Raw genomic sequence first — 23,573 nt, 5'->3', positions numbered from 1 at the left:
CCTCATTTGGCCATGCCCGGCGGGGCGGGCTGGATAATTTCCTGCAACAGGCAGGCCAGCGCCTGCACCGTCTGCTCCATCACCTCTGATAGCGCTGTCCCGTTCAAGTTCAAGGGCTGCATGCCCAGCAGCCAAACTTGCGTGCCCCGATCCAGCTCCAACATCCGTGCCAGCGTGCCCAAAGACAGTTTGTGCGTGGACACCTGGGGGAAACGGCTCTGAATTTCGCGCCCGCCAAGCAGCACGACGGAGCCGGGCGCCCCCCCAAAATCCACCGCATCCAGAAAAAGCAGGCGCTCGAATCCCAGCCGCGCCAGGGACGGGGCGGTTTGCTCCGGGGTCACGCCAGCCACAAAAACATTGGCACAGCCGGCAGCCAGCAAACGCTCCGCCAGCCGCACGCCCGCTCCGTCATCGCCGTGGTCAGGGTTGCCCACCCCCACGACGGCAGTATGCCCGCGCAGGACCGCTTCCATGGCTGAGCGCAAATGTTGCATCAAATGTCTTCTCCGAGCTTTTTGATTTGCCGGTAAGTGAACACCGGGCCGTCCATGCACACGTAGGCCACGCCAATGCAGCAGTGGCCGCATTTGCCCACCCCGCACTTCATATAGCGCTCCAAGGTGGAGACAATATCCGTGTCTTTGAACCCCATTTCCAGCAGGTCCTTGATGACGAATCGAAACATCACCGGCGGGCCGCAGACAAAAGCCGTGGTGTTTTCCGTGGGCACGGTGACGCCCGGCTTGCGAAACAGGCTGCCCACCACCCCGGTATGCCCCTGCCAGCCGTTATCCGCGCGGTCCACCGTCAAGTGACACTCAAAGCCGCCCGCCTTTTCCCATTCATGCAGCAGGGGGCGGTACAGCAACTCCTTGGGCGTTTTGGCCCCATAGAATATTTGAATTTTCCCAAACTTCTCCCGGTGCGCCAGCGCATAGACAATGCACGAGCGCAGAGGAATCAAGCCGATGCCCCCCGCCACAAACACCAGGTTGCGTCCCGCATATTGCTCCATGGGGAAGCCGTTGCCATACGGCCCCCGCACGCCAAAAACGTCTCCCGGCTGCAACTGGTGCAGGGCTTCCGTGGCGCGACCCACGCGGCGCACGGTGAAAAACACCTCCTTCTCCGTGGGACTGGGGGGCAGGGAAGCCGGGAATTCGCCGGCCCCAAAGATGGAAACCTGCGCAAACTGGCCCGGTTTGAATCCCTCAAAGGCTTTTTGGTCTGCCGGGTCCAGGAACCGCCAGAAAAAAGTGCGCACTTCGTCAATCTCGTCCACGACGCGCTCCAGGCGGGCGAGCTTGGGCAGGTAAATGTTGTCAGCGGGCGTTGGATTCATGGGCCAAATACTCTGTCGTCGCACGCCGGATCATCTCAATGGTGCTGGGCATTCCCACATCGCCGTGGCAAACCTCGGCGCACCGGCCGCAGCCCACGCAGGCCATGGAAAGCTCGCGCTGGATGAAGTAGTGCGCCAGTTTACGGAAAAAACGCCGATTGCGCCGGTCATGCACGGCCTTGCGGGGATTGTGCCCGCCAGCCATGCGGGTGAACCCGTACAAAGCGCAGGCGTCCCACAGACGCACGCGCTCAAATTCATTGGGGCCGGTGGGGCGGTCGGTGACGGTAAAACAGGTGCAGGCGGGACAGACATACGTGCAACCGCCGCATTCCAGACAGCGGCTGCCAATTTCCGCCCAGGTTTTCTCCAGCACCTTTTCCTGGCTAATATACCGCACGGTGGCGCTGAACCAGCCGGTGGTGGCTTTGAAATTGTGCCGCACCTCGCTTAAAATTTTGCGCCGCCGCTCCACATGCTCCGGCGTGGCTTTCCGGAAAAACGGCTGGTCAAACAAACTTTCTCCGGCCGCGCTCCCCGCCACGGCCAGGTATTCCCCGTGGCCAATATCCATCAGTTGCAAGTCGAAATGCGCCTTGGCCGCCGGCCCGGTATCCGTACAGAGACAATAACACTCATCATTGATGTCCACCTGGGGATCCGTGCACACCACATTGACGAGAAACAAATGAGCGCGCCGGCGGGCGTAATAGGGATCTTTGAAATCTCGCCCCAGATAAAACCGGTCCAGATGATGAATCCCCGCCACGTCACAGGAGCGAATGCCGAAGATTGCGCGTTTCTTCTCATCGTAAGTGGACTGGACTTCGTAGCTGCCATCCGCCTTGCGGATGCGAAACATTTGCTCAATGTGCGGCAGCACGTAGCGTTTGGGCGGGTAGTAAGGATTGGGAATGTGCAACTGAATCCGGTCGCGATTTTCGTCCGTCACCGTGTCAAAATACGTATCACGCCCGCGCCCATAAAAAGGCGCCATGACCTCGTGGTCGCGCCGGAGCACGTCCACAATTTTTATCACATCGTCGCTGGCAATCAGACGGGCGCGCATATCACATCTTCTCCAGTCTCACAAAGAGAGGTTTGGTGCGGCTCACCGCCTCGAAAGCTCCCTCCCCTGTGATTTGGCGCATCACTTCCTTGACGAAAAACGGCACGTAAATGGTCCCGCTGCGAACTTCGGGAGTCACACGCACCGTGGTGGTGGAGGCCCCGTGGGCGGCCACCAGACGAATGCGCGCCCCATCCCGGATGCCCCACTGACGCGCATCCTCATCATTCACTTCCACAAAACCCTCCGGATAGTCCAGCAACAACACGCGCAATTCCCGCTTGAGTGTCTCGCTGTGTTTGACCAGCACATTCTGGTGCCAGTAATAGAGGCTGCTGCCAAAAATTACCGCCAGCGGAAACTCTGGCGTCGGCCCAAAGGTTGCAGCCGGCCGCGGCACCGGCATGAAGCGGAACTGGGGCCGGGACTGCAGTTTTTCAAACAACCGCGGCGTGCCCAAGGGCTGCTCTGTCGTGCAGGGCCAGGCCCGCCCATATTCGCGCCCCAGGTTTTCATGGCTGGCCCCGCTGTAAAAAGGCACCACGCGCGTGATTTCTTCCATCACCGCCGCGCTGTCAGCATACCGCCACCCAGCCCCCAAGGCGTTGGCCATTTCCATCAACTGCTGCCATGCCGGACGGGGGCCTTCGGGTGGCTGAATGACCTGCCGGGCCAGTTGAATGCGCCGGTCAGTGCTTGTAAAGGTGACCTGTTCCTCGCCAAAGGCCACGGTGGGCAAAACCACGTGGGCATATTCAGCGGTGGAAGTCATGAACAAGTGCTGGGCCACCACCAGCTCCATCTCGCGCAAGGCCCGCCCCGCATCACAAAAGACGGCCGTGTTCACCGGGTCATAGCGCAAAAGCCAAATCCCTTTGAGTTTTTTCTGCGGGTTTTCCAGGGCTTCCTGGGCGCCCACCCCCGGCTGCGCAGGCAAGCTGACCCCCCAAAGCCGCTCCAGCCGCTGCCGAGCCTGCGCATCGTCCACTTTTCCGTAGCCGGGAAGGCGGTCCGGCAGCAAGCCCAGGTCACAAACTCCTTGAAGATTGTTGTGTTCGTTTAAGGGATACAGGCCACTACCTGGTTTTCCCAGATTGCCTGTTAATAGGGCCAGATTCACCAGCGCCCGAATGCTGCCCTTGCCCCGGGCGGCCACCCCTGTGGAATAGAGTATCGCTGCCGCCGGGGCGGTGGCGTAAGCGATGGCCGCGCGCTCAATATCAGCCGCCGGGACCCCGCAACTTTCGGCCACCGACACGAGGTCATAGGCTTGGATTTCCTTCAGAAACTCCTCGTAATGCGTGCAATGCGCCTTGATAAAAGGCAGATTCATCAACCCGCGGTCCACAATGACCTTGGCCATGGCGCCATAAAGCGCCACCCGATAGCCGGGACGCAGTTGCAGATGGAGGTCTGCCGTCTCGGCTACCCGCTGCCGTCGCGCATCAATGACAATCACCGTTGCTCCCCGGAGCTTGGCCCGCATCACCCATCCCCCAATGGTTGGCAGTTGCATCCCCAAATCCACCCCGTCCACCACGATGACGCCACTCTCCCACAAATCACCGATGGGGTTGGTGCTGGCCGGCACGCCCAGCATTTCGCACAACGTATCCACGCTGTTGTTGCAATACACGCCGGTGCCGTGTTCCAAATTATTGGTGCCAATCACCGCCCGCGCCAGTTTTTGCAACAAGTAGCTTTCCTCATTGGAACAACGCGGGCTGTTGTAAAAACCCAGGGCGTCCGGCCCATAACGCGCCTTGATTTCCGTTATTTTCCGCGCAATGTACGCGTACGCCTCTTCCCAGGTGACTTCGGCGAACTGGCCATTTTTCCGTAATAAAGGATGCTTGAGGCGATCCGGAGAGCTGGCGACTTCATGCACATTCCATCCCCGCACGCAGATGCGCCCCCGGTTCGATGGATGGGACATGCTGGGATAAACACCGGTAATGCGATTCCCTTGGGATTCCAGGTAAATCCCGCAGCCCACCCCGCAAAAAGTGCATGTTGTCAGCGTATGCGCCATGTCCTTGCCCTGCAGGCCACTTCGCCGGAGGGACATACCTCACCCTTGCCGGCTTATTCATCATGTTGATAATAAGCCTGCCTTAAATAAGGTTGTTGTCTAGCATTAAAAAACTAATTCAACGCCCGCCTCTCGGCTAAACGTGGATTGCCAAATCTTAATGGTTTTTTGTTCTAATCCCTCCTTTACCATCGCCTGAACTGCAATATCTGCCAGCCAGGCTGGTGCTTCTTCCAAGCGCCACCGCTGGCTTGCCGCCATGCCCTTTTCTTGCCCGGTACTGGCTCTGATGATACCCTGAACTGTGATGTTAAGTCAGCCAGTCGGGGCGAAGAGAATCCTTGCCCAAACCGGGAAGGGCTGGGGCGCGCCGTGTCGCCCCTCATCCCTTTTGGCCATGCTGGCTGGCTTGCTGGTGGTCCTTGGCCGAATAGCTTCGCTTGCGGCGCCAGCTCCGCCGCAGGGATGGATGGAATTGCGCACGCCCTTTTTACGCGCTTTTTCCAACGTTTCCACTCAGGAATTAATGGCGGTGGTGGGGCGCATTGAGCTTTTCCGCCATCATTATGGTGCTCTGGCGGGCGCCGAAGCGGTGGCTGCTTCCCCGATTTTTCTCTACGTCTTTCGTAATGACCGGGAATTCACCCCTTTCAAACCTTTGTACGAGGGCAAACCCAAAGCGGTGAGTGGTTATTTTACGCGGGCGATGGAGGCCAATTGGATGGCCTTGGATGCAGGCAATTTTCACGGGGACAGCCTCCAGACCATTTTTCACGAGTACACTCACCTGCTGCTCCGACGCAATTCCCTTTTTTGGCCTTTGTGGCTGGAAGAAGGCATGGCCGATGTTTATTCGACCTTCGAGGTTTCAGACAAGGAGGTCATCATCGGCAAGCCTCCGGCCAGGCGTCTGCGCATCCTTGCCCGGCAGTCCTTTATGCCTTTGCGCGATTTGTTGGCAGTGAATCACGAATCCCCCCAGTACAATCAAATGGAGCATCAGGGCATTTTTTACGCGCAATCCTGGCTGCTGGCCCATTTTCTGGCGCTCGGGGATAATCCCTCGCACCGGGCACGTTTCCGCCAGTTCACTGAAGCCCTCCGTGCCGGACAACCTCCTCTTCCGGCCATGACCAACGTTTTCAAGGTCTCTCTCGCCCAGTTGGAAGCTCAATTGAAACAATACTATGAACGCGGCAATTTTGAACCCATCCGTCTGCCTGTACGCGGCCGCACCAACTCCATGACCTCGGTGTGGACCCGCCCCGTTCCCCCTGCGGAAATGGCATTTCAACTGGGCTGGCTGCTTATTCACGTGAACCGCCCTGAGGACGCTCAGGCGTGGTTTGATTTGGCCGCCCGCCTGCAACCTGCCGGGCTTTACGGGGCGGAGGGATGGGGGCTCCTGGCCGCTGAGCGGGGTCAACTCAAGGAGGCCCTTGCCCACTTGGAGCGGGCTGTGCAGGCTGGTTCACGCAATTTTAGTGTCCATTATCATCTGGGCCGGATTCGCCTCGAAATGGCTTTGCAACCCAATGGGATTTTGCCCCGTTTGCCGGAAGAGCAGGCACGCGCCATCCGCGTTCCCCTCAAACAATGCCTTGCGCTTCAGCCCAATTGTGCGGTTGCCCACAATCGCCTGGGATTTCTGGAATCCGTGCAAGGCGAAAACACCTCTCTGGCCTTGCGGCACCTGCAAACCGCAGCCCAACTGGAGCCGGATAACTGCGGATTTATTTTGATGTGGGCCAGATATGCGCTGGAACAAGGCCGCGATGCCAAGGCAGTCCAGGCTTTGGAGGAGATGGCCCGCCAAGGCAGTCATCCCAAATGTCAGAAACAGGCCCGTGAACTATTGGCGCGGTACAAGCAAGGCATTCTAAGCGGGACAGCACGCTGAGCGGAGTGCCACTTTGGGGCTGATGTGGTTATGTTTTCCTTTGCTTAAATCATCATTGTGTGTCAATATGACACATAATTTGAGTAACTTGCCATTTTCATCCACACCCGAACTATGATGGAAAAAAAATTTGCAGCAAAGCTCACTTTTTTTCTCACTACTCGCAAAAAATCCCTATAATCCAGAATGATGACTTATGCCGAAAAAGTTCAAGGGCCAAAAACCCGTTGGAAATGGGCGGCCGCCCGCCGTGGGGGCGTGGATGGCCTTCTTGGTCTTGAAGCATCACGTTCCGGCACAAGATATGCTAGAAAGGAGGCGCACGCCGTATGCTGAAATCCAAAAAAAACAACGCCAAAACCCCCAAGTCGGAAAAACCGGCGGTGAAAAATGCCGGGCGTACTGTTTCCGTCAGGAAGGCCCGTGCCACGGAGGTCAGGGGGACTGCCAAGGACAAACCACTGGGTCCAGCATTGGCGACTCCACCCCCACCACCTCCGCCGCAGGTTACGCGGGACCCCGAAGTAGTCCTGGACGAGCGCGAAGCGGAAACATGGGACGGCGATAGCGCCATCAAGTTGTATCTCAAGGAAATTGGTGAAGTGCCCCTCTTGACGCCGGAGGAGGAGGTGGCGCTGGCGGCACGAATTAAAAAGGGCGATAAAAAGGCCCGCGAGCAGATGATTAAGGCCAACCTGCGCCTGGTGGTGAAAATTGCCCATGACTACGAAAACTATGGCCTGCCTTTGCTGGACTTGATTAGCGAGGGCAATATCGGTCTCATGAAGGCCGTGGAGCGGTTTGATCCCTCCAAAGGCGGCAAACTTTCCACTTATGCGGCCTGGTGGATCAAACAGGCGATCAAACGCGCGCTCGCCAATCAAGCCAAGACCATCCGCCTGCCCGTGCATCTGGTGGATAAAATTGCCCGCATGCGGCGCGTGGCCATGCAATTGCAGGAAGAACTGGGGCGCGAACCCACGGACGAGGAATTGGCCGAGGAAATGGGCCTTTCTCCGTCCCGGGTGGCCCTGATGCGCACCGCAGGCATCCGCCCGGCCTCGCTCGATGCACCCATCGGAGACGATGACAACAACACCTATTCAGAGTTGATTGCCGATGAACAGGCCAGCAGCCCGTATGACCACCTGGAGGACGAAACCGTGCGGGATATGCTGCGCGAGCTGATGAAGAGCCTGGATAAACGCGAGGCGGAAATCTTAAGCTATCGCTTCGGGCTGGACGGCGGCCCGGAGCGCACCCTGGAAGAGGTGGGCGAGAAATTCCATGTCACCCGCGAACGCATCCGCCAGATTCAAAACATCGCCCTGCGCAAACTGCGCCGCATGATTGAAAAATTGGAAAACGCCTGAAATTTCCGGGTCTTTGCGGACATCCGCCATCGGCCGGCGGCGCGTTTGCGCGAAAATTGAATCCGCACGGCAAGGCCGACCCGGGCAGGCAGGAATGCGCTGGGATGCCGTCCTAGGGGGAGTTCGCATTCCCGGGCCTTCTTTCGCAGATTTTGTTATGCGTCGCCTGTTCTTTTGGGTCGGCAACCTGCCCCCAGAGACAGCCGGATGAAAGAGGGTCCAAGGTGCTCAAAAATATTTTGGGGTGACGGCCGATGTCCCTCCTGCCTGGGTATCGTGGGGGCATGATGCTGCTTCAGTCCGTGGCATTGCCGGGTGCTGCCCCGCGGTATGGGACGGGGAGAAGAGGATTTTTATTGCATGCCGGTGAGATTTTCGATTTAACACTCCCCAACACCATAATGCAGGGGCCGGCACAGGCACATCTCTTGAAGATGTCCGCGGACATTCGGGCAATTCCTTTTTTCGCGTTTTTCCACCACCTTGTTAACCGTAGTGAAAACTGAAATTAGACAATTTTGATTATGAACAACACCAACCCCCCACAGCCACCGCACGCTGAAAACATCCCCCAGCTACCAGACGCCGAATTCTGGAAACGCAAACTCGCCGCCTACCTCCACGACCCGCCAAGCAAGGCCTTGGACATAAGGACACATGGAGAGCGCTCCGACGAGGCGTTTCGCGCGGCTGGATTTGTGGACCAAGAAATAGGCGAATACTTTAAGCATGCCGATCATACTGGTGCAGCCATTGATCGCATTCCTTTCCCCAACTCTTCCGCTGCGAATATATCTTGCGCCTTTGATGGCATTCGCAATGCCTTTATTCATCCCCTCGGTTCCGGCAATCCTCAACAGCCCTTAAAGCTTCCTTTTGCAAAAGAATTTCCCTCGGCCGAGCTGGGAATCGAAGGCTCACAGTCCGTCCAACCCATCTTGAGCCAAGAGTCGTTGAATGGCCTGGCAAATGATGCCGAGCGCTGGCGCGCGCGGTTTTTTGCGCATTGGCGGCTATGGCGCAAACATGCGGTGGAAAAAGATTACCGGCTGGGCTTGCTGCCGGCCGATACACGCATTCCGGATCACTCCATTTGGACACACATGCAGGTGGTCTCGGCCTTGGCGGGATGTGTCCAGCAAATTGAGGATGATCAGCTCCAATGGCATCCGGCTTTTTTGAAAGTTCAAATCGGTGGTGTGCAGGAATTCATCGCCCAGGCACGGAGCACCCGGGACTTGTGGAGTGGCAGCTACCTGCTGTCATGGCTCATGGCGGCGGGCTTGAAGCGGCTTTCTGAATTGGTGGGACCAGATGCCGTCATTTATCCCAATCTGCAGGGGCAACCCTTGTTCGACTTGATGTGGCGTGATGAATTGTGGAGCAAGGTAAGCATAGGCGAGGGAATTCAAACGGTCTGGGAGAGACTTAAGCATGACGACAAGGATTTATTAACGCCCAACCTTCCCAACGTTTTCCTTGCGGTCGTGCCTGCAAAACGGGCGCGTGACTATGCCGAGGCAGTTTTGAAGGCAATCCGGGATGAATGGAAACGAATTGCCGCGGCGGTGTGGGAAGCATGCGACAGGGTTGGTTTGATGGATGATGAGGGAAGTTTCACCAAATCCCAGCGCAAGGAGCGATTTGACCGGCAAGTAGAGCAATTCCTGTCCATTTCCTGGCAGGTCAACCCCTGGCCGGCCACTTTGAATGATGCATTGAAATTAGCGGGTGGTTTTAACTCCGAAATGCCCGTTGCTGAGGCCAAGAAAAGGGTTCAAGCCATCATTAAAATGGCTACCCAGGACATGGACCATGCCCATCGGGATGGGCGTTTTTATGAAGGAGGTGACCAGGGGCCTAAAACCAAACTTAACAACGTCGGGCTGGGTTGGTCCATCATACTCGCACTAAACGGCTGGCAATTGGATGCAGTCCGCCAAACCCGGGCATTCAAAGCTGCCAACCCCGGCCAGTGGCAGGTGGGCGTTTTTAACAACAAGGACTCCTTGAACGGCAAGGACGAAGCCGTGGCAGGGGGCGAAACGTGGTTTAATCGGGCGATAAACAAAGGCAGGCCGTGGAGTATTTTATTTAAGCACAACGATTGGATGGGGGCTGTGACCTTGATCAAACGCGTATGGCATTTGGCTTATTTGAGGGATAAATGGAGACTTCGCACTGATGGTGAAAATTTCAAGATGCCAAGCACCCGCGGTATTGCTGCGCACGAGCCCTTCTCCGACGGGGACGAGGAAGATCCTGAAAACACTCCTGCTTCAGAAAAATACTTCGCGGTGCTCGCGCTGGACGGCGATGAAATCGGTAAATGGGTGAGTGGGCAGAAAACGCCCAACTTTGCCACTCAATTAGCCGATTATTACGATGCCAACGGCACGGTACGTCAAGGAGTCAAGGGTTACTTTGAACAACCTCGCTTCGGTGGCTTTCTGCAAACCCAGCGCCCCCTGTCGGCCAGTTACCATTTACAATTCAGCGAGACGTTATCCAACTTCGCCCTGCAATGCGCCCGCCCCATCGTCGAGGTCTTTGATGGCCGGCTCATCTACGCTGGCGGTGATGATGTGGTGGCCCTGTTGCCTGCCGACTCCGCCTTGGCGTGCGCCCGCTGTCTGCGCATGGCGTTTCGAGGAGATACCGGTCTGAAAGACGAGCTGCAGAGAAATGCTGCGAAACTCAGGAAGGGCGGGGCGGCAAACCAAGATTTTAGCTATCAGCAATTGGCTGAAAAGGAGGGACTCTTGGATGCTCCCCATGCTGGGGTCATTGCTCGCTTGGAGGAGGGCAAGCTAGACGATAACCATAAACCCATTCCTGTATTAGTGCCTGGCCCCGCCGCCGATTGCTCCGTGGGCATTGCGATTGCCCATTTCAAGGCGCCGTTGCAGGACGTGGTACGTGCTGCGCAAGCGGCTGAAAAACGCGCCAAACGCCAGCTTGGACGCGGCGCCGTGGCCGTGACTCTCATGAAACATTCCGGCGAAATCATCGAATGGGGATGCCAATGGAAGAGCGGCGGTCTGGAGGCGTTCGAGGCAATGGTGGAGGCCCTCCACAGCCAGGCCGTCAGCGCCAAGTTCCCGCATCGGATTATCGAGCTGGTGGCTAACTACCAGGCTGAAGTCGAAAACCCAGCACCTTGTCAAAAGCGCCTTGGGGAAACCAGGCCGTATGAGAATTTTCATACCGTGGTAGATGATGTGCTTCAAAAAGAGATTGGCACGGCGGCCGAACGTCAAAAGGGCAAAAAGCCCGACGCATCCCAAGTGAAGCAGGTTCAAGACGCTGTGGCCACCTACTTGGCAGCCATCAGTGATTCATCAAACGATCCCGTCCGTACAGCCCAGCTCAAAGTGGCTGCGCTCATTGGCCTTTGCCAGACCGTGGCTTTCACTCATCGCATTTCGGAGGACTAATCTATGTCCAACCCAACTCAACCCCAATCGCCGACAGGCAAATCCCATATGCACCTCGTAACTCTTCAACCCAGTGATGTTTTGTTCTTTCGCGACGGCCGCCCCATGGAAGGCTCGCTAGCCGGCCATTCGCTGGCCTGGCCGCTGCCCAACGTCATTAACCATGCCTTTCACGCGGCCTTGCACCGCGCAGGTCTGGCCCAAGCAGCGCATGCACACCGCCGGGGACGCAGTGGCCATTATGAGACCGACCGTGACCGCTACTTTGGCTGTCTTAAGACCGCCGGTCCTTTCCCGGTCCAGAACACTACGGGTCAAAATGCGTGGTACTTCCCGCGACCTGCTGATGCCCAGCAAAGCCACTCCACCTCAATCACTCATTTTCCCGTTGCCAGCCTGGCAGGCGCGCCAGACCTTGATCCCAGGCTCAACAGCAGCCTGCCCGGTCCCTTGAAATACGCGGTGGCCAGTGCTGTTCCCCCCACCAAAGAATTTAAGGCTGAAGCTTGGTGGAGCAAGAAGGCCTTCGATGCCTATCTCAAGGGCAATGGCCAGGTGGAGAAACGAGAATTCCTCGAGGATTCATGCCTTGCCGATGTGGAATCTTACATCGGCATTGCCATTGACCCGGAAACCCAAACCACCGGTCACGGTGACGTGGAAGGCAAAATATACACCGCCCATTACCTCCGCCTTCGGGAGAAATTTAGGTTGGGCGTCATCGCCGAAGCACTGGACAAGGGTGCCAACGGCACGGCCCCTGTGGACCTCATTTACCAATTGCTCAACGGCAAGCCCACGCAAATCCTCGTCGGCGGCCAGCAGCGCGTCTGCACCGCCGTACGCAGCGACGTTAACAGCCACCTGCCTTTGCCCCAAGGGATGAGCAGCGGCTTTCAATTGAATAAAGCCAACAACAAATCCTTGGTAAAATGGGTCCTCCTTACCCCTGCCATTTGGCCGGAAATTCCGGCGGGCACCTCCAAACGAGGCACGGAGCGCCAGTACCATCCAGGCGGGTGGCTGCCAAACTGGGTTTGCCCTGAAACTGGCGAGGTCTTGCTTGAGTATGTTGACCCCGACACCCGCCGCCAACGGCGCCGCCTTAACAGTGAAGGCAAGGGGTATTCTTCCAACCCGGCAAAGACTGCCCGCCTTGTCGCGGCCCTCATTCCTAAACCCATCGTCGTCACCGGCTGGGCTTTGCCCAATGAGGCCGACCGCACGCAGGGTGGCGCCAAGAGCACCCACCTTGCTGTGCCGGCGGGGGCGGTCTATTACTTTGAGGCGGATTCAGAAGCAGAAGCCCAGAAACTCGCCGCCGCTCTCAATTGGCACGGCCGTGGTGACTTTACCCGCATCCAAAACCGCCGCAGCACCCTCCTGGGCGAGCAAGGTTTCGGCCTGGGCGTCTGCGGCACGTGGACCTTTTTCCCGAATGTCAGCGAACGTCCGCAACCATGACTCGTAACCTTTAACCCCATAAATTACTTGCATGAGCGACACGCAACAGAACCAACCAGAAACAAACAACCCTAACCCGAACCCTTCAGTCAAACCTATGCAAACAAAAATCCTCTACCTCTTCACTCGCACCCCCTTGCATGTAGGCGCGGGCGCCAGCGTCGGCGCCATTGACCAACCCATCATCCGCGAACGCCACACCGGCTTCCCTGTAATTCCTGGAAGCAGTATCAAAGGCGTTTTGCGCGACGCCATGAGCCGAAAAGAACAACAGGATGCCGATAGGGTCTTTGGCAAACAAGACGCGGCAGGCGCAATTGCCATTGGGGAGGCAAAGATACTTGCTTTTCCAGTGCGCTCAGCCAAAGGCTCCTTTGCCTTCATTACCTGCCCATTGGCCTTGGAACGGCTGCGCCGGGCGATCAACAACTCTGGCGAACAATCTTCTGCAGTACCCAATTCTGGCGAGCAATCTTTTAAAGTACCCAGTGAACCGGATGACATGACCTGTCTGGCTGGAAAAGCGGTAACCTTGGAACGTAACAACGCCAAAGGCGTGGTATTGGAGGAGTACAAATTCAATGTAAAAGGCGACTTTCCCCAAAATTGTGAAGATTATCTCCTTGACCTTTTAGAGGATGCCGTGTGGAAAGTGGCCAAAGGCCGCTTGGTCCTGCTCAGTAACGGTGATTTTGCCCATTTTGTACGCAATGCCTGCGAGGTTAGTCAGCATGTGGCGATCAAGCCTGATACGGGAACCGCCAGACCAGGCGCTCTGTTCAACTTGGAGGCCGTGCCGGCAGAGACGCTTTTCTTTGCGCCTTTGACTCCCTTAATGCGGTGCAATGAGGAATGGAAACTGCTGGAAGCCCTGATCAACAACAACCCCATCCTTCAGTTCGGCGGCGACAGCACTACCGGTTTGGGTTTTTGTTCTGTCAAACTCGCGTAACAACTCGGAGGACTTATGAAAAACCTTGAACAAATTCGTGCAGCCAACGCTCTGGATTATGCTCGGTCCGGCGAAAACACACGGGGTCAAGAGGGCGGCAATGTCCTTAAAAAGCTTCCGGCCTTAATCATGAACAATGGTATTCTGGCTGCTGGTGCCTTTGGTTATGCGCAAAACGAAAATAGCGGGTGGAAGTCCTGTTTTAATAACATTGCCAAACATTTGGCTCATAAGGAGATTGCAATCGTCCCTGAAGACAAAAGCGACTTGGAAAAGCTAATGGATTATCTCTCCAATTCAGCCGACAGCAACACCCTTAAACTGGCCACCGAGGAGGCCTTGGCCTGGCTTAGTTATGCGCGCCGCTTTGAAAAATCCCAGAATAATGGAGGCGACCATGATACCGATGAGTAAAGATGTCCGTGAACTAATTGGGCCTTGGGCTGAACAAGTGGACAACCGTGCTCTGCTGTATGAAAAATATGCCCTGCCCAAGGTATGGGGTGAGCCCAGGAAAATTGACAACGCTGGCCGATGGAATGTTCTGCGCATTGTAACAAGGGGTTCTGCTTTATTGAGTGAGGATGCCCAGCGGTTACGATCAGAAGCTAATGGACCGAATGTCCAGCCGGAAGTAGCGGAAAAAAAAAGAACATATGCCAGAATTGCAGAGAGTATGGCCAAAGTTGGCAAGTTCGACACGGATTTAGTTCAAGCATGGAATGAGAATGCCCAGAAATTCATGGATGATCTGCGAAAAAGTTATCCCGAACGGTTAGTTACCTTCGAGGCCACCCTTCAATCCCGTCTCATGATCAACATGGCCGGTGGTGTGGTGGAAAACGCTGGTATTTGCCTGGATCGTTGTTTCGGTTTGCCTTTCCTTCCGGGTAGTGCGGTCAAAGGTATCGCTCGCAATCAGGCCCTGTGGGAAATTAAACGAGCCAGCGGACAAGAGAAAAAGAAATTACTTGATGCCGCCTTGCTCTTGTTCGGATATGCCAAGCCTGACCTATCCCGGAATGGGGCCTTTGGCTGGGCAGCAGGAGCCGATTTGGGGAATACTGTCACTTTGACACGGGGTACCAACGAATTCAAAGGATTGGCGTGTTTTTTGCCGGCCTATCCCACTACAAAACCCAAGTTGGTGGTGGACCTGGTCAATTCACATTATCCTAATTACTACAAGGGTAGGCACCCAAATGCATCCGATAATGAGGAGCCGCGCCCTAATTATTTCCCGGCCGTTGAATCTGGATGTAGTTTTGGCTTTGCCGTGGTGCTGACACGCTGGTTTAATGGTCTTCCCCTTTCCGAGGAAGAAATTCTAGGCCACGCTCGGAAATGGATCGAAAATGCGCTGACCAAAAATGGAGCCGGCGCCAAAACTGCTGCCGGCTATGGGTGGTTCCAAGTGGGGCGCACAGCGCCGACCCAAGCCCAACCTGCTGCGGGGATGAATAAGGCTACTCCCGCTGACGCCTTCATTGACCAATGGCGCGGCAAACTTAATACCAAGGATAATTTTCCTGCTGCCCTGCCGGCAATGAACCAATTGGACGACGATGGCCTAAAAAGAGCATTTGAAGCAGTTATTCCGGAGCAAGAAAGAAGAAGGCTCAGGAGAAAAAATCCTTATTGGCAGTCTTTCACCAGCGGACGCCATGCCGAGGCGGGAAAATCCATTCTCAAACGTTTAAACCTCCAACTGACATGAGTATGTACTGGCAACGTGACATCGAGTTATTAACCCCAACTTTCTGTCGGGGCGCATATCAGGATAGTCCTGAAATCCGTGTTCCTTCCATCCGCGGCATGGTGCGCTGGTGGTTCCGCGCCTTGGGCGGTAGTGCTGATGAGGAGAAACAGGTCTTTGGGGGCCTGAAGCGGTTTGGGACACAATACAGAAATGAAGTCATGGCTTCTAACCTGGTTTTCAGGGTAAGCAACCTGCAAGTCCAAGTTGCCAATCCTAAACCTCCAACGCTACCCCATAAACAAGGCGGACAGGCTAGTTACCGAGCAGCTTTTGCTGGCGGCGGCAAGTTCCACTTGGAGGTATTTACCCGCTTCGATGAATTACCTGACAATCTGGTTCAAAAAGCCTCTAATGCTCTTGAGGTGTGGCTGCTTCTCGGCTCTCTTGGGCTTCGCGCCAACCGAGGTGGGGGCAGCTTATGGCCGTGTGGTGACAATGTGCCCGATACCCCGGCCGCATTAAGACAACGTTTAAATGATTTGGGCTGTCAGTGGCCTGTTTACCTTGCGGACCCCCAAGCAGGTAATACCGCCGAAAAATTAAGAGCGGCCGCTACGGATACCGTAAGGAACCATCCTCAAGTTTTTGGCTCCGCACACCCCCGTCAGGCTTCACCCATCAAATTCAAAATCGTCCGACTAGAGGGAAACTTGCGCTTGTTAATTACCGCGCAAAATGACGCCATCATCCAACAGGCAAAGCATTTATTGCAAGGCCACCGCTCTAAGCCAGAAACGTGGGAAAAATTGGAAGAGTAGCAGCCCCATGAATAGCATGAACACTGGTACGCCTTCTGTGCCGCCCATCAGTGCGATTCTGGCCTCCGTGGGCGGCACACCCAAACCCATTCTACACATCCTCCACAAATACCGACCCAAACACGTCTGGTATTTTTGCTCCGCGGGCAGCCGGGCACGGGCCGAGGAAATCCAAGCTCAGCTTGACTGGCACCCCACGCCGCGTTTCATAGAAGTTGAGCGCTATGAGGAGCTTGGGCCTTGTTATTGCGAATTGCGCCGCAAAATCCCAGAAATCCTGAAAGAAACCAAAGTGGCGCCCAACGAAGTGCTGGTGGACTACACCGGCGGCACCAAAACCATGAGTGCCGCCCTGGTGCTAGCAGCGGTCGAAATCTTCCAGCAATTCAGCTACGTGGGCGGTGAGCAGCGGGAAAAGGCCGGTCTGGGCATTGTCGTGGACGGCCGGGAGTACACCCTTTACCTGACCAACCCTTGGAGCAGTCTGGCCATCCGCGAAATTGAACGCGCCAAGGACCTCTGGAACTCCTGCCAGTTTGAGACCGTAGCCCGCCTCCTGCAAAATACCGCGCCACTCGTGCCCCACAAACTTCAATTTGAAGCCATTGCGCTGCTTGCCGAGGCCATGGCCCACCGCCATCACCTCAACTTTGGGAAAGCTGAATCCAACCTGAGGAAACTGCGTGGCCAAATCCCCCTTCTTTTCGATGGCCGCAGGGATTATGGCCTTCAGGATTTTATTGAACAAACCCATGAACTGTGCAAGCAGTGCCAATTAGAATCAGCCAATAACACCTTGTTAAGGGAATTATTGGACAATGCTCTGCGTACAGCCAGGCAGGGTCGTTTTGAAGATGCCGCCGCCCGCCTCTATCGCGCCATGGAGATGCAGGGTCAAATCTGGCTCGCCGAGGCCACCCATGAAGCCTTCATCAATGGCAGGCTGAAAGACCGGCGAATGTTGCCATCTCAATTGGCGGATTTCGAGCCTTGTCTCAGGCCGGACTCGCAGGAAATTAGACTCAGCCTTGAACAAACCTTTCAAGCCCTGGCCCGGCTGGGCCACCGTCGCGCCCAGGACATTGTTACCGATATGCAAAGCGGACGAAAAAACAGCCGCTGGCGGACAGCCACCGAAAAGCGCAACGCCAGCATCCTTGCCCACGGCAACCAGCCCATCGGTGAAGATGGCTTCAAGGAAATGAAACAAATTGCCGCTGACTTTCTTGGCTTCGACCTTGAGAAACAAGCCAACCCCATTCCGCCGTTGGAGCCAGCTTGGTTAGAGGCGCCTTAAGCCTCGCCACCCAACCCTGGTCATGCCTCTCACTCTCATCCAACTGGTCAGCGAGCAGACCATGCAGAACCTGCTGCCGGTGCTGCGACTCAAACCTCACCGCCTCATCCACCTTGCCACCCCCAAAACCCAGAGCCGCTCCGCGTGGATTGCCGAAGCCGCCCGCCGGTCTAATCATCCCGTGGCATTGGAAACCCTCACCCTTTCCCCCATGCCCGGCATGAGGGAGACCATGCAGGCCACCCTCGACGCCATCGAACGCGCCGGCCAGAGTGGCGAGGAGGCCCTGCTCAACTTCACCGGTGGCACCAAGCTCATGTCCATCGGCGCCTATGTGGCCGCCTTGAAGCACAAAACCCCTTCCTTTTACGTGGACACTCAGGATGCCCAGTTCGTGGATGGCCAGTCGGCCGAGGGCCTGGCGGCCCATTTTGGCGGTGACCTGAGCTTCACCCCCATTCTGCGCTCTCTCACCCTCCATGCTGTCGCCGCCGCCAACGGCTGCGGCCGCATTACCAACGGCCAAAACTGGCAGACTTGGCATCCGCTGGCTCAACACCTCTTCGAGCATCCTGAGCAGGAGAAGGCCTGCCATGACGCCATGCAAAACCTGCCGACACCCAGCCGCCCCGCCGAGTGGCTCGCCGTCCTGAACCGCGACCTTCCTGTGCCCCCCGCCGTAGCCCAGCTTGCCGTGCAAACCGGCTGCTACCGGGCTGGCGGCGCTCCCAATATCCTGCGCTTGCCCGACTCCACGCGAGCCGACTTGGAAGAACTCGCCAAACTCGACGGCCAGAATCCCCTGCCTGACTTCCGCACACGATTTTTTCGCGCCGTCGCACCCCTCCAGCTGGCCCTCAACTTCCTTTCCGGCAGTTGGTGGGAAGTGCTCATCGCTGGGCGTCTCCACGGCGCTGGCCGCTTCCGCGACATCCGCTGGTCGGCCCAGATTGGCGAACGCGGCGGCCCCGAATTGGAGGAAGACGTCCTCGCCCTCGACGGCGTGCGCGTCGTGTACGTTTCCTGCAAGCGCTCAAGCCAGAACGCCAAACTCCTGTCGCAGCTCGAACAAATCAAAGCCCGCGCCCAACGCCTCGGCGGCACCTTCAACCAATGCTTTCTCTGCATCTTCCTTGCCCCCTCGGGCAAAGCCCGCGAGAATCTTCACAAGCGTGCCGCCGAACTCAACATCCACCTCATTTACCCAGAAGATTTACAGCACTCAGACCCCTTCGCTTGGAACGCCTGAATCTTTTTCCATGTCATGCCCATTGATTCCCACCATACCATGAAGCACCTCATGCCGAACCTCGCCCCAACGGCTGCATTCCCCGACACCACACCTCTCCCGCTGAGTATCGGGGCACTTGCAAAAAAAAATTTCCAGGTCGGGAGCCAAAAACCCCCAAAAAGGGGGGGCTCGTGACCTAAGTCATAAACCATTGATGGAGAATAAGATGCTCAAACTTGAGAAAATCTGTATCGTTAAAGAAGCAAACAGCGTGCCAACACAAAAATGGCCTCGTGACCTGGAAAACACTTGCGCCCTTGCGCCACAATGGGTTACAAAGGCGCTGTCGGGAATGCGGTGAATGCCGAAAGGCAATGGCGACGCAAGCAAACCGAAGCAAACTAATCCGCCAATTGGCGGCGTCGGGAATGCGGTGAATGCCGAAAGGCAATGGCGACTCCACAAACTGTAGAAGGGCTTGGACTCTTTCATGCTTTCGTCGGGAATGCGGTGAATGCCGAAAGGCAATGGCGACTTCTAGGCCATCCCTGCAGACCACAGGGATGCCTTCAATGTCGGGAATGCGGTGAATGCCGAAAGGCAATGGCGACCCATTCTTCCAAGCTGGAGTCCTCAGTAGAGGGCTCCGCCGTCGGGAATGCGGTGAATGCCGAAAGGCAATGGCGACACCGGCGGCATCCCGGCAACTATGCGCGCCAGAGCTGTCGGGAATGCGGTGAATGCCGAAAGGCAATGGCGACCGTGCTGTAGGCCTTGTTGAGGACGACCCACAGGCACCGCAGTCGGGAATGCGGTGAATGCCGAAAGGCAATGGCGACTGAGAGGGGCAATGGCGACGGTTATTTGCCCTTCTTTGGCGTCGGGAACGCGGTGAATGCCGAAAGGCAATGGCGACTTAACGATGCCACCTGACGGCGGCATCTCCGCCATCAGGTCGGGAATGCGGTGAATGCCGAAAGGCAATGGCGACCCTGGATTTTGACCGCGACCCCTGCGGCCGCCGACAGACGCGTCGGGAATGCGGTGAATGCCGAAAGGCAATGGCGACAGTCTCCATTGCTCCAGGCCATCCCTGCAGACCGCAGGGGTCGGGAATGCGGTGAATGCCGAAAGGCAATGGCGACAAGCGGGGAGCGGATTCCGTCCCGGTGATGTACCAGAGTCGGGAATGCGGTGAATGCCGAAAGGCAATGGCGACCACCGGACGGCCTCACCGTCTTTTCCCTCAAGGCCTCTCTGTCGGGAATGCGGTGAATGCCGAAAGGCAATGGCGACGCAATGCGTGGTTTTGGGGCCTTTTTCGGCAAAGAAAGTCGGGAACGCGGTGAATGCCGAAAGGCAATGGAGACAACCGCGGCGCGGCGTCAGACCCGGTGATAATCCACGTCGGGAACGCGGTGAATGCCGAAAGGCAATGGCGACAAGGGAGACTATTTCTTGCCCTTTCCTTTCTCTGGCGCGGGTCGGGAATGCGGTGAATGCCGAAAGGCAATGGCGACCGCGTCCGCTTCGGGACGACTTCAGGTTCGGGCCAGTCGGGAATGCGGTGAATGCCGAAAGGCAATGGCGACTTCCGCCGTAAGCCCCTCTACGTACTGTAGAAGGGCCTTGAGTCGGGAATGCGGTGAATGCCGAAAGGCAATGGCGACTCAAAACGCGCTTTCCGGCATCTCGAAAATATGACGGTTCTTGTCGGGAATGCGGTGAATGCCGAAAGGCAATGGCGACAGCGCCTCCATGGCGCTGAGTACTTCTGAGCGGGTCAACTGTCGGGAATGCGGTGAATGCCGAAAGGCAATGGCGACTGCTGTAGAAGGGCCTTGACCCGTTCGTGCTTTTTCATACGTCGGGAATGCGGTGAATGCCGAAAGGCAATGGCGACCCATGGATTTTCACCTCGACGCCCGCCGCCTCCGACAGCCGTCGGGAATGCGGTGAATGCCGAAAGGCAATGGCGACACGCGGAATCTTCAGTAGAATCTTCCGCCGTGCTGAGGTCGGGAATGCGGTGAATGCCGAAAGGCAATGGCGACCGCTATTCACTTCGCTTGTGGTCAGTTTTCCTGACGGGGGTCGGGAATGCGGTGAATGCCGAAAGGCAATGGCGACTTTAAACTTCCCATATAGTCCTTTCTTTTTCTGGTTTAGAGTCGGGAATGCGGTGAATGCCGAAAGGCAATGGCGACCGCAACAGGCTTATCCGCCAGTTTGCGGTTAAGGGGACGTCGGGAATGCGGTGAATGCCGAAAGGCAATGGCGACAGCATCTGCTCATTCAAGCTACCCATAGCTCGTACCGATTTGTCGGGAATGCGGTGAATGCCGAAAGGCAATGGCGACGGGCGTTGACCCTTTCATGCTTTTTCATTTTTGTTGTTATTGTCGGGAATGCGGTGAATGCCGAAAGGCAATGGCGACTTTTTGAGCCTGGACTCTATTTCGGCATCGTAAATGGCTCGTCGGGAATGCGGTGAATGCCGAAAGGCAATGGCGACAGACCGGCACTGGCTTTGCTGGCCCCGGCCTTGCCGTGGCGTCGGGAATGCGGTGAATGCCGAAAGGCAATGGCGACCAGCCTTTTTTTATTAGACGACCGAAAGCCGCAAAAAGTCTAGTCGGGAATGCGGTGAATGCCGAAAGGCAATGGCGACTTAGGGGCGTGCTGGCGAGCCGTCCACCGAAACGGGGAGAGTCGGGAATGCGGTGAATGCCGAAAGGCAATGGCGACCCTCAGCCTCCATTGTTCGAGCCCGTCCCGGCAAACCGCGTCGGGAATGCGGTGAATGCCGAAAGGCAATGGCGACCTATTGTTTGGACGTCGAAAATCTAATTTTATGTTGCGTTGTCGGGAATGCGGTGAATGCCGAAAGGCAATGGCGACATTGCCTCTCGAAAGTTTTGGCTTCTTGACCGCCGAAGCCGTCGGGAATGCGGTGAATGCCGAAAGGCAATGGCGACAAGTTTCGGTAGCTCCAGCCTGGAGGCAGGGCAGTGCGTCGGGAATGCGGTGAATGCCGAAAGGCAATGGAGACCCAGCTGACGTAAGGCTGCAACAAGAGCTTAACTGCGGTCGGGAACGCGGTGAATGCCGAAAGGCGGAGAAGTGTTCAGTGTTCAGTTGGCAGTGTTCAGTAGGGATTGGTAGTCGGCGGCGCTGGGAGAAGGGGAGCCGTGGAGAAGTTTCAAGTTTCAAGTTTCAAGTTGGAAGCGGCAGCCCCTTCGCCCTCGCTTAAGGCAACCGGAAGGACTGAACACTGAACACTGCAAACTGAAAAATCCCCCGCACGCCGCCAGGCGTGCAGGGCGGCTCCTTGAAACTTGACCCTTGAAACTTGTAACTCCCTCCGCAGGAGGGGCAGTGAATGCCGAAAGGCGGAGAAGTGTTCAGTGTTCAGTTGGCAGTGTTCAGTAGGGATTGGTAGTCGGCGGCGCTGGGAGAAGGGGAGCCGTGGAGAAGTTTCAAGTTTCAAGTTTCAAGTTGGAAGCGGCAGCCCCTTCGCCCTCGCTTAAGGCAACCGGAAGGACTGAACACTGAACACTGCAAACTGAAAAATCCCCCGCACGCCGTCAGGCGTAAAGGGGCGTTTGAAGTTTCAAGTTTCAAGTTGGAAGTGAAGAGGCCGCCCCCTTTGTTCATGGCAGCGGAGGGGGACATCTTGAAACTTGACACTTCAAACTTGTAACTTCCCTCCGCAGGAGGGGAACGACTGAACGCTAGAACCAGCAAAGTTCCTCAAGGGGGCGCAGATGTCCCAGGACGTCTGAAAATTTGCTGGCGTATGAATAGTCAGTGATATTGAAGGCGTGGTTTGAGTGGGGATTGGTTGGAGTGGGGAATAAACGAAAGAGAAAGCTTATGCCCACAGCCTACATTACCACGCCGCAGGGCCGGGTGCGCCTGGCCCGTGAACGTCTGGAAATTGTGGCCCGCAACGGCAACGGCAACGGCCACGAGGAGGTCATCCGTGAGATTCCCATCCGCGATTTGGACCGGGTGTTGTTGGAGGAATCGGTGCAAATCACGTCGGAGGCGATGGCGGAGTTGTTGCGCCGGGCGGTGCCGGTGGGTTATCTGGGGTGGAATGGGCAATTTCTGGGCGGCTTCCTGCCTCCCACCCAAGCGCATGGGATGGCGCGGTTGCGGCAGTATCAACGCACGTTGGAGCCGGAGTTTGCGCTGCAGATGGCCCGGAAGGTTGTGACGGCCAAGTTGTACAATCAGCGGCGGGTTTTGCAGCGCATTGCGGCTTCCCGCTCCGGGCGGGAGGGGGAAGGGGTGCCGTTGCCCGACAAGGGGCAGGTCGAGGATTTTGTGGAGATGCTGGAGTGGCTGCATGGTTTGTTTGAGGATATCAAGAAGGCGGGCACGCTGGACGAGCTGCGGGGTTACGAGGGGGTGAGCACGGCGCGATATTGGCAGATGTGGGGGCGGTTGCTGCCGCCGGAGTTTCCGTTTGAGCGGCGCTCGACCCGCCCGCCGCATAATGCGGTGAATGCGTGCATCAGTTTTGGGGCCACGATGATCTACCATGAGATGGTGGCTTTTTTGCATGGGCATGGTTTGGATCCCTCGCTGGGGTTGCTGCATCATACGGAGGATGGGCGATGGTCGCTGGCGCTGGATTTAATCGAGCCGTTTCGACCGGCCTTGGTGGAGGCGCTGACGCTGGATTTATTCACGCATCAGATGTTGGGGAAGGAGCATTTTGAACCGAAGAACGGAGGGATTTATCTGAATGCGGAGGGCCGCCGGAAGTACCTGCTGCAATATGAGCGGCGCATGGAGCGGCAGTTTATGAGCGAGTGCGTGGGGCACCGCACCACGTTGCGGCAGCAGTTGGAGCAGCAGGCGGTCATGTACAAGGCGGCACTGGAGCAGCCAGATAGATTCGAGCCGTTCATCATGAATTGAAAACTCCAGAAAAGGCGGGCTGGC

At 56.7% G+C, this 23,573-nt stretch carries 15 protein-coding genes and 1 CRISPR repeat array; of the genes, 11 read left to right on the top strand and 4 right to left on the bottom strand.

Going from position 1 to position 23,573, the window contains the following annotated elements:
- Nucleotides 1-2 precede the first annotated feature (2 nt).
- Genes NXS98_RS06010 through NXS98_RS05995 form a run of 4 tightly spaced genes read right to left on the bottom strand, consistent with a single transcriptional unit; the run spans nucleotide 3 to nucleotide 4,446 of the window.
- The gene (locus NXS98_RS06010; RefSeq protein ID WP_283847568.1) at nucleotides 3-476 is read right to left on the bottom strand and encodes a hydrogenase maturation protease; all 474 of its coding nucleotides are present in this window, start codon (nucleotides 474-476) and stop codon (nucleotides 3-5) included.
- Between the two features lie 20 nt (nucleotides 477-496).
- The gene (locus tag NXS98_RS06005) at nucleotides 497-1,345 is read right to left on the bottom strand and encodes an FAD/NAD(P)-binding protein (RefSeq protein WP_283847567.1); all 849 of its coding nucleotides are present in this window, start codon (nucleotides 1,343-1,345) and stop codon (nucleotides 497-499) included.
- The gene (locus tag NXS98_RS06000) at nucleotides 1,326-2,414 is read right to left on the bottom strand and encodes a 4Fe-4S dicluster domain-containing protein (protein ID WP_283847566.1); all 1,089 of its coding nucleotides are present in this window, start codon (nucleotides 2,412-2,414) and stop codon (nucleotides 1,326-1,328) included. The genes NXS98_RS06005 and NXS98_RS06000 overlap by 20 nt, the downstream gene beginning before the upstream one ends.
- Before the next feature lies 1 nt (nucleotide 2,415).
- The gene (locus tag NXS98_RS05995) at nucleotides 2,416-4,446 is read right to left on the bottom strand and encodes a molybdopterin oxidoreductase family protein (RefSeq protein WP_283847565.1); all 2,031 of its coding nucleotides are present in this window, start codon (nucleotides 4,444-4,446) and stop codon (nucleotides 2,416-2,418) included.
- A 397-nt stretch (nucleotides 4,447-4,843) separates the two neighbouring features.
- Between NXS98_RS05995 and NXS98_RS05990 the strand changes: the two genes are divergently transcribed.
- From NXS98_RS05990 to cas1, 11 genes are all read left to right on the top strand, one after another.
- Nucleotides 4,844-6,346, top strand: coding sequence for a hypothetical protein (locus NXS98_RS05990; protein WP_283847564.1), 1,503 nt, complete (start codon nucleotides 4,844-4,846; stop codon nucleotides 6,344-6,346).
- A 329-nt stretch (nucleotides 6,347-6,675) separates the two neighbouring features.
- Nucleotides 6,676-7,719 (top strand): sigma-70 family RNA polymerase sigma factor, encoded by a 1,044-nt coding sequence (locus NXS98_RS05985; RefSeq protein ID WP_343214139.1) that lies wholly within the window; start codon nucleotides 6,676-6,678, stop codon nucleotides 7,717-7,719.
- Nucleotides 7,720-8,243: 524 nt separating this feature from the next.
- Nucleotides 8,244-11,156 carry a type III-B CRISPR-associated protein Cas10/Cmr2 gene (cas10, locus tag NXS98_RS05980; protein WP_283847563.1) on the top strand — a complete coding sequence of 971 codons (2,913 nt, stop codon included), beginning with the start codon at nucleotides 8,244-8,246 and terminating at the stop codon, nucleotides 11,154-11,156.
- A gap of 3 nt (nucleotides 11,157-11,159) precedes the next feature.
- A complete protein-coding gene (locus tag NXS98_RS05975) occupies nucleotides 11,160-12,620 on the top strand; it encodes a type III-B CRISPR module-associated Cmr3 family protein (protein WP_283847562.1) in 1,461 nt (486 codons plus the stop codon).
- 31 nt (nucleotides 12,621-12,651) lie between these two features.
- A complete protein-coding gene (gene cmr4, locus NXS98_RS05970; protein WP_283847561.1) occupies nucleotides 12,652-13,572 on the top strand; it encodes a type III-B CRISPR module RAMP protein Cmr4 in 921 nt (306 codons plus the stop codon).
- Nucleotides 13,573-13,587: 15 nt separating this feature from the next.
- Entirely contained in the window at nucleotides 13,588-13,986 is a 399-nt protein-coding gene (locus NXS98_RS05965) for a type III-B CRISPR module-associated protein Cmr5 (protein WP_283847560.1), read from the top strand.
- Complete coding sequence (gene cmr6 / locus NXS98_RS05960; protein WP_283847559.1) at nucleotides 13,928-15,289, top strand: type III-B CRISPR module RAMP protein Cmr6; 1,362 nt, start codon at nucleotides 13,928-13,930, stop codon at nucleotides 15,287-15,289. The genes NXS98_RS05965 and cmr6 overlap by 59 nt, the downstream gene beginning before the upstream one ends.
- Nucleotides 15,290-15,291: 2 nt before the next feature.
- On the top strand, nucleotides 15,292-16,089 hold the full coding sequence (gene cmr1, locus NXS98_RS05955; protein WP_283847558.1) for a type III-B CRISPR module RAMP protein Cmr1: 798 nt from the start codon (nucleotides 15,292-15,294) through the stop codon (nucleotides 16,087-16,089).
- A 16-nt stretch (nucleotides 16,090-16,105) separates the two neighbouring features.
- Nucleotides 16,106-17,386: a TIGR02710 family CRISPR-associated CARF protein gene (locus NXS98_RS05950; protein WP_283847557.1), complete on the top strand. Its 1,281-nt coding sequence runs from the start codon at nucleotides 16,106-16,108 to the stop codon at nucleotides 17,384-17,386.
- A gap of 22 nt (nucleotides 17,387-17,408) precedes the next feature.
- Nucleotides 17,409-18,635, top strand: coding sequence for a Card1-like endonuclease domain-containing protein (locus NXS98_RS05945; RefSeq protein ID WP_283847556.1), 1,227 nt, complete (start codon nucleotides 17,409-17,411; stop codon nucleotides 18,633-18,635).
- Nucleotides 18,636-18,962: 327 nt separating this feature from the next.
- Nucleotides 18,963-21,669: a CRISPR direct-repeat array (repeat unit 37 nt; unit sequence GTCGGGAATGCGGTGAATGCCGAAAGGCAATGGCGAC).
- An 824-nt stretch (nucleotides 21,670-22,493) separates the two neighbouring features.
- Complete coding sequence (cas1, locus tag NXS98_RS05940) at nucleotides 22,494-23,549, top strand: CRISPR-associated endonuclease Cas1 (protein ID WP_283847555.1); 1,056 nt, start codon at nucleotides 22,494-22,496, stop codon at nucleotides 23,547-23,549.
- Nucleotides 23,550-23,573 lie beyond the last annotated feature (24 nt).

The organism is Fontisphaera persica (genome assembly GCF_024832785.1).
In the GTDB taxonomy this organism is placed as follows: domain Bacteria; phylum Verrucomicrobiota; class Verrucomicrobiia; order Limisphaerales; family Fontisphaeraceae; genus Fontisphaera; species Fontisphaera persica.
Note: the sequence above shows the minus strand (reverse complement) of the source record. Positions and strands in the feature narration are given on the sequence as shown.